The 8,728-nt window shown below is 34.7% G+C and carries 4 protein-coding genes; all 4 read left to right on the forward strand.

What is annotated here, in order from left to right; all coding sequences use genetic code 11:
* Positions 1–1,231: SdrD B-like domain-containing protein (locus OCL94_RS12975; protein WP_262997343.1), on the forward strand; the 1,231-nt coding region annotated here is incomplete at its 5' end.
* A 328-nt stretch (positions 1,232–1,559) separates the two neighbouring features.
* Positions 1,560–3,143, forward strand: coding sequence for an SgrR family transcriptional regulator (locus OCL94_RS12980; RefSeq protein WP_262997344.1), 1,584 nt, complete (start codon positions 1,560–1,562; stop codon positions 3,141–3,143).
* Between the two features lie 150 nt (positions 3,144–3,293).
* Positions 3,294–4,871 (forward strand): periplasmic substrate-binding domain-containing protein, encoded by a 1,578-nt coding sequence (locus tag OCL94_RS12985; protein ID WP_262997345.1) that lies wholly within the window; start codon positions 3,294–3,296, stop codon positions 4,869–4,871.
* A gap of 287 nt (positions 4,872–5,158) precedes the next feature.
* The coding region (locus OCL94_RS12990; RefSeq protein ID WP_262997346.1) for a fibrinogen-binding adhesin SdrG C-terminal domain-containing protein at positions 5,159–8,728 on the forward strand (3,570 nt) is incomplete at its 3' end.

The raw sequence follows: 8,728 nt of genomic DNA on the forward strand, positions 1-8,728 counted from the left end.
CGAAACAACAAACGGTGATAACTCTAATGTTAACCGTCAAGATGTGAGTATCATAGATGCGGACAACTTAACAATTGATAAAGGATTTAAGACAGTGGTAACACCAGCCCCAACGTACGTAATCGGAGATAAAGTATGGTTAGATACGAATAACGATAATGTTCAAAATGGAGGAACAGAACCAGGAATTTCAGGTGTAACGGTTCAGTTAGTGGATAAAGCAACAGGCCAAGTAATCTCAACACAAGTAACAGATGCGAACGGTAACTATAAGTTTGATCACTTAAAACCAGGTGACTACACAGTAGTATTTGGTACACCTGCGACAGTGACAAATCCAGATGGTTCAACAACAAGTTACACAGAAGTAACAAGCACAAACGAAACAACAGATGGCGATAACTCAAATGTTAACCGTCAAGACGTAAGCATCGTAGATGCGGACAACTTAACAATTGATAAAGGATTTAAGACAGTGGTAACGCCAGCCCCAACGTACGTAATCGGAGATAAAGTATGGTTAGATACAAACAACGATAATGTTCAAAATGGCGGAACAGAACCAGGAATTTCAGGTGTAACGGTTCAGTTAGTAGATAAAGCAACAGGCCAAGTAATCTCAACGCAAGTAACAGATGCGAACGGTAACTATAAGTTTGATCACTTAAAACCAGGTGACTACACAGTAGTGTTTGGCACACCAGCGACAGTGACAAATCCAGATGGTTCAACAACAAGTTACACAGAAGTAACAAGCACAAACGAAACAACAAATGGCGATAACTCAAACGTTAACCGTCAAGATGTAAGCATCGTAGATGCGGACAACTTAACAATCGATAAAGGGTTCAAAACAGTTGTAACTCTAGCCCCAACACCGGAAAAACCAACACCAGAGAAACCAACACCTGTTCCAACACCAGAAATTCCAGAACAGGCAGGTGAACCTGGTGAAAGTCCGTCAAATGAAGGGCCGAAAGATGTTATAAAACAACCAGTAAAAAATAATAATCATGTTAAAACTACTGTAAAATCACCAGCAGTAAAACATGATAAACACAAACATGTTAATCAGTCACATCACAAAAAAACACATAAGCCAAATAACATTAAACAGGAACAACTACCGGATACAGGAGAAACAAACAACACAACATTGTTAGGCTCATTATTCGCAGGGCTTGGTGGATTCGCGTTAGTTCAATCGCGTAGAAGAAAAGAAAAAAATTAGATTTAGTTAATATGAAGAATCGTAACTTTTTGAAAGTTGCGATTCTCTTTTTATTGTAAAAGGGTAAATAACAATGTATTATGTAATATTGTTATAAAAAGTTGATTAAGATATAAAATTATTTAGTGAAATGAGTAGACGGAATAATGATAAGTTATTTAGTAAATTATTAATATTTGAGTATTTAATCACAATGATTTATAAAAAATAAAAATAAAAGTTTGTAAGTTAATTTTATACAATAATAAATTAATTGAAAATTTAGTTAAATTATAGTAGTATATTAAATGCATATAAAAACAGATAAAGACAAATAGGATGGGGTACTATGTGTAACAAAATTGATGAAAAACTTTTGATAATGTATAAATACTTACAAGAGCATGCGTTTTCCAGAGAGGAAGTTTCCAAAGTACTGAATATTACAACCAGACAACTTTCGCGTTTGATGAAGCAATGGGAATCAGAAAATTTATTAGAGTATCAAGTTGGTATTGGTAGAGGGGTTTTTTCTGAAGTTACTTTTAATAAAGATATTGAGCAATTGTATGTTTCTTATCAAATTCAGCAAATTGGCACTCTGTCATTCGAAGAAATAGAGCACATTCTAGATTTACCATTATATAATTCTTCAAAAGCTTTAATCGAGTCGATTTATCAACAAAGACTTGTAGCTAAGAATGATAATAATCAAACGGATGAAGATGAAGCAACATTTATCGATTTTGTTTATCGTATACCTGAAGTACTTGATCCGTTATTGCATAGTGACGTTTCTCAGGATGTCTTGTTGTTCAATATCATGGATAGGTTATATGAAGTTGATAATAAATTGATATTTCTTAGTTCTTTAGTAAGTCATGAGGAAGTTGACGATTATGGTTTAACAATTTACTTACATCATGATATTAAATTTTCAAATGGACAGATTCTATTTGCCCAAAATGCAGTAGATTGTCTTAACAGATTGATGAAACATCCTGATCATCAATATAAGTTTGCAATGGTAAAATCTATCGAAGTATTGAACTTGTTCTGTTTTAAAATTTATTATGAGGGCAGTATTGACTATTTGAAATTAATGTTATCATCTGCTTATGCCAGCATATATATTCAAGACGATAATAAATTTCTCGGAACAGGCGCATACAAAGTTTATTCAACAACTGAGAACTATATCACGATTAAAGCAAGAACAGACTCACATCATCAAACGCCAGATGTCGGTACAGTTTATTTGATAAATAATTATGAACAATATACAAGATCGTTTAAATATCAGCAAACGGAAGAATTAAGTAAAGGTGTTGTGATACAAAATGGATTTATGTGTTTTAATCCGTTGTTTACAAAATTAGATAAGAAAAAACGCCAATTGCTGATTGAATTAGTCACGATATTCTATAAATCATTTAATAATAACCAAAATGTTGAACTAAAGCCAACTGAAATATTTGATAATGAATTCGTCATTGGGACGTTTAGTGAGAAGAATATTGGACAGAAAAAATTATATGAATCGCTAAAGAAAGCTGGATTTAATGTTAAATATAAAGTTGTTTCTTTCAATGATTTAATTGATGGTAATATAGATGGATTGCAATGTGATATCTTCTTTTTAGGCCATACATATGTGGAGGATTTGTTTTATTATACATTAATGAATAATACAAATTTGAGATTCTGGTTCTTGCATTTTGATGTCATAAAATCATTGCTTGATCGATTTAGAGTTGCTACGATAAATGACTGGAAAGAGATAGAATATAGGTTAAAATTATTTATGGAAGATGAGTTTTGGTTACACTCACTAGTACTATCATTTAGAAAACATATAGTGCCGGTAAATTTTAAAAATGTGAATTTAAATAATGACGGGTTAATTGTGTATAAACACATCGTCGTGGTATAAACTGTAAAAGTGTATGCACTTGTATGGAAAAAGGCGACATTTAAACTTTAAATGTCGCTTTTTTATATTGACATTCTCAGTTATATTATATATCGAGATAATCTTTAAAGATTTAAAGTAGGAAAGTTAGCGAAAGTAGTTGAGTTAGTAATGATATTAGATAAAAGACTCGTGTATTTACAAAGTTATTTATCACAAAATGATAATACGATGGAATTATACGAATATATTGGTGTTTCAAAAAGGCAGTTATCCAGATTAATTTCATCGTGGCAAGAAGCTGGTTATATCGAATATACAGGTGGATCTGGGCGAGGGAATAAGTTATCAATCACGATGAAGATTGATGCAGAGAAAGAACTCTTTTATTATGCGATTGAAAATGCAAAGAATATGGAATTAAATGAGCTTCAGGAATATATTAATTTACCGTGGCATGCAGAGTCGCGTGAATCGGTCATTGAAGCGTTAATTAGTGAATTTCATGATGAATCACAGTCGCATGGATTCTTACTGGATTATGTGTTTGATATACCACCGAAATTATATAAAGGGATGCCACATGATATTGTCAGTTATCAGATTTGTGATAATATTTCAGAAACGTTATACGTATGTAATAGTGATAAGCTTGATAATCAGCTGGTTAAATTTGATGAGTGGATTGATGCATCGTTACATATTCATTTGACGAAAGATGCATATTTTGATGATAATGTGCAGTTGAAGAGTGAACATGTTGTCTCAATTATAGACTCGTTATGTAAGAGTAAAGAGTACCAACTCTATTTCAAGATGGTTCAGTCGCTAGAAATAGTGAACGATTTTCACTTTATTATTCACTGTACGCATAAAGCACCACACATCAAATTACTGTTAAGTGAACCTGTAACTGCAATTGTTAAAGAGAATGATGGCATGTTGCACGGGACGGGTAAGTATTACGTACTTAAACACGCTGAAAATGAAATAATTTTAAATGCAAACCCATACCATAAACGTCAGCCGCAGATTAAGAAAGTATTTATCGTGAAGAACCAGTCGAAAATCCGTGCTGATTATTCGAAAAAAAAGCAGGATTTATCAATTAAGTTTATTATGGGAAATGGATTAGTCGTGTGTAATCCGAAGACGAAGTTAAATCAGTCTGAGCGAAAGTACTTTTCAACGGCATTTTTAAATTATTTAAAAGCCGTGATGCAAGAAGAACGTAGTGATTTTGAGTGGTTACTAAAAGATACAGACATCCACTTGAAAGAAGAAATGCCCTCGGTAAGTTTCTTATCAAATGAGCATAACTTTGAAACATTTCAAAATATATTCGATAGAATGGAACGAGAGTTAGGGATTAAGGTAATACATAAAAAAGTAGAGCATAAAACATATTTGAAAACGCACTTAGATGAATATGATGTTGATTTTATTTTTATGATGGAAACCTTTATACAGAAAAATCCGTTAGCATTTTACGATATGTTAATGCATTGTAAATGTAAAGATTGGTTATTGCAAATGGATGGGTGCAAAAGTTTCGTAGAAGCGTTCGATTTAGAAAAGTTCGAGGAAATGAAATTTCAATCAGATAGCAAGTTGGAGTGGTTGGAAGATGAGGGATATTTAGTTAATGCATATTTGAAATATAGGTTTATGAATTTCCCGTCATATATTGATTATGTCGATATGAATAAATATGGGTATTTAGATTACGGAAGTGCAATTATAGAGTAGAACGCTATCAAAACGCTATTTTGGTAGCGTTTTTTTATTTTAATAATTATTTTTTTATTTAATTTTAAAATAATTTAATTGATATTTATTAATAATAATTTTTATATAAATGTACGCTATTATTACGAATTTATTATATCCAAATATAATTATTTAAATTAAAAGGTGACGAGTTGAAATTTAATGTCTGTTTTTAAATGATATTATTCGAGTTATAGTTGGTATGTGTTGAAATTTAGAGTTAATGCGTGTGTTAGAAAGCGTAATAAATATTTCGGAGGAAAAGTATGAAGAAAACAACAAGTGGGAAGCGTTATGATTTTATTGCAAACAAATTGAACAAGTATTCTATTCGTAAGTTTACAGTAGGGACAGCATCAATTTTGATTGGATCATTAATGTTCCTAGGTCAAGATGCTCAAGTAGAAGCAGCCGAGACTGAAATGACATCAACAGAAATACCAACAACAGAGGCAGCAACGACAGAAGCAGCAACGACAGAGGCGCCAACGACGGAAGCGACAACGACGGAAGCGGCAACGACGGAAGCGGCAACGACGGAAGCGGCAACGACAGAAGCAGCAACGACGGAAGCAGCGACAACAGAAGCAGCGACAACAGAAGCAGCGACAACAGAAGCAGCAACGACAGAAGCGGCGACAACAGAAGCTGCGACAACAGAAGCGGCGACAACAGAAGCGGCGACAACAGAAAAAGCAACAAAAGAAGCAGCAACAACAGAAAAAGCAACAACAGAGGCTGCGACAACAGAAGCACCTGTAACACCAACAACATCAACAAATAATACGACTCCTATTACCGAAGCTATTAAAAACATAAACACTGCAGCAACGCCGGAAGATAAAGAGAAATTATTAATTGATTATGTAGCCACAACAACAGGTGGGACTACTGAGGAAGCAACAGCAACATTAAAATCAATGAATATTGATTACACCACATTAAATGATCAAGCGATTTTAGCAGCATTATTAACCTCAATCGCAAATGAACAAAATAAAAATACTGTTGTTGCAACACCAGTAACAACAAGTAGCAACAATTTAATGAGAAGCATTTCGTTAGCTACTAATTTAGATACATTAAATGGAGTAGTGATTAAGAACTTAGACGCAGATGGTACTGTTAATTCATTAGTAACAGCATCAAATATGAATTTTGCTTCAAAATCATTTGACCCAAATAATAGTGGTTATACTAATTTCTCAGCAGATTTAGCAGTAGATAACGCTGTTAAGATGGGAGATACGTTTACTGTTCAATTACCGAAAGAAGTTACAATGGACGGAGATGTTGATTATAAATATTCAAATAATATCTCAACGTTAGCAGATATGGTAGATTCAGCAGGTAACGTAATTGCAACTGCTGTATACGATACTGTATCAAAGACAGCAACATATACTTTTACAGATTACGTTGACACTCATGATAATGTGACTGGTAAAGTAACATATCCTTTATTCGTAGACAGAGATCAAGTTCCGAATATAACAACTGCACCAGTAACATTAAACGTAGCTGGAGAAACAGTTACTGATAACATTACATTTGCATATACTACACCTTATCAAGGTGGCGGTGGAACATCTGGAGCGAGTGTTTCTTCTATGATTACAGATGCAACATTAGCAAACACAGGCCATGGTGACTATACTCAAACTGTATATGTTAACCCATTACAGAACAATCTTTATAATTCTACAGTGACTTTAGTAGGAAATTGGGGGGACCCAACAAAGAGTAGTACGGTTATTGATTCAAATACTAAAGTGAGAATTCTTGAAGTAGCAGATGCGAATCAATTAAATGATAGTTACTATGTTGATCCAACGAATCCGAACTTCACCGATGTGACAGCAGCTTATGCTAATAATGGTTCAATCACTTATAATCCTGATGGAACGTTAACTGTTAACTTTGGGAATGACACAAGTAATGGAAGAGCGTATGTAATATTAGTAGATGGTCATTACGATATTACTGCTAATCAACCAGTGTTGACGAGAGCGGTGGAAGAGAATACTGACTATAATGGTCAAGCTACTTCATATTTCTGGGATAATACGTTTATTACTGCAGAAGGTCAGGCGATTGGCGATGGTGATTCATCTTCGATTTCTCAGTCGATTTCAGAATCAATTTCTATTAGTGAATCACAATCAATTTCATTAAGTAACTCAATTAGTAATTCGATCAGTGACTCAGTATCTGATTCAATTAGTGATTCAACGTCGCATTCATTAAGTGATTCAGTGTCAAACTCAATCAGTGAATCAACATCGAACTCATTAAGCGATTCATTATCAAACTCAATCAGTGAATCAACATCGAACTCATTAAGCGATTCATTATCAAACTCAATCAGTGAGTCAACATCGAATTCATTAAGTGATTCAGTGTCAAACTCAATTAGTGAGTCAACATCGAACTCATTAAGTGATTCAGTGTCAAACTCAATCAGTGAATCAACATCGAACTCATTAAGTGATTCAGTGTCAAACTCAATCAGCGAATCAACATCGAATTCATTAAGTGATTCAGTGTCGAATTCATTAAGTGATTCAGTGTCGAATTCATTAAGTGATTCAGTGTCGAATTCATTAAGTGATTCAGTGTCGAATTCATTAAGTGATTCAGTGTCGAATTCATTAAGTGATTCAGTGTCGAACTCATTAAGTGATTCAGTGTCGAACTCATTAAGTGATTCGTTATCAAACTCAATTAGCGAGTCATTGTCGAATTCGACTACAGACTCAGTGACAGATTCAGTAACGGACTCAGTGACGGATTCAGTGACAGATTCAGTGACAGACTCAGTAACGGACTCAGTAACGGATTCAGTGACGGATTCAGTGACAGACTCAGTAACGGATTCAGTGACGGATTCAGTAACAGACTCAGTGACAGATTCAGTAACAGACTCAGTGACAGATTCAGTGACAGACTCAGTAACGGATTCAGTGACAGATTCAGTAACGGATTCAGTGACAGATTCAGTAACGGATTCAGTGACAGATTCAGTAACGGATTCAGTGACAGATTCAGTGACAGATTCAGTAACGGATTCAGTGACAGATTCAGTAACGGATTCAATCACAGATTCAGTGACAGATTCAGTAACGGATTCAATCACAGATTCAGTGACAGACTCAGTAACGGATTCAGTGACAGATTCAGTAACGGATTCAGTGACAGATTCAGTAACGGATTCAGTGACAGATTCAGTAACGGATTCAGTGACAGACTCAGTAACGGATTCAGTGACAGACTCAGTAACGGATTCAGTGACGGATTCAGTGACGGATTCAGTAACAGACTCAATCACAGATTCAGTAACGGATTCAATCACAGATTCAGTAACAGACTCAGTAACGGATTCAATCACAGATTCAGTAACAGACTCAGTAACGGATTCAGTGACGGATTCAGTAACAGACTCAATCACAGATTCAGTAACGGATTCAATCACAGATTCAGTAACAGACTCAGTAACGGATTCAGTAACGGATTCAGTGACAGACTCAGTAACGGATTCAGTGACAGACTCAGTAACGGATTCAATCACAGATTCAGTAACAGACTCAGTGACAGACTCAGTGACGGATTCAGTAACAGACTCAATCACAGATTCAGTAACGGATTCAATCACAGATTCAGTAACAGACTCAGTAACGGATTCAGTAACGGATTCAGTAACGGATTCAATCACAGATTCAGTAACAGACTCAGTGACAGACTCAGTGACAGATTCAGTGACAGATTCAGTAACGGATTCAATCTCTGATTCTCAATCAGTATTCAATTTAGGCGATAAAGTATGGTTCGATCAAGAT

It is taken from the genome of Macrococcus capreoli (genome assembly GCF_025628935.1).
Classification (GTDB): domain Bacteria; phylum Bacillota; class Bacilli; order Staphylococcales; family Staphylococcaceae; genus Macrococcoides; species Macrococcoides capreoli.

Bases quoted from the DNA above. Each gene is read 5' to 3' on its own strand.
- OCL94_RS12980 (WP_262997344.1), top strand. From the start codon at position 1,560: ATGTGTAACAAAATTGATGAAAAACTTTTGATAATGTATAAATACTTA.
- OCL94_RS12985 (WP_262997345.1), top strand. From the start codon at position 3,294: ATGATATTAGATAAAAGACTCGTGTATTTACAAAGTTATTTATCACAA.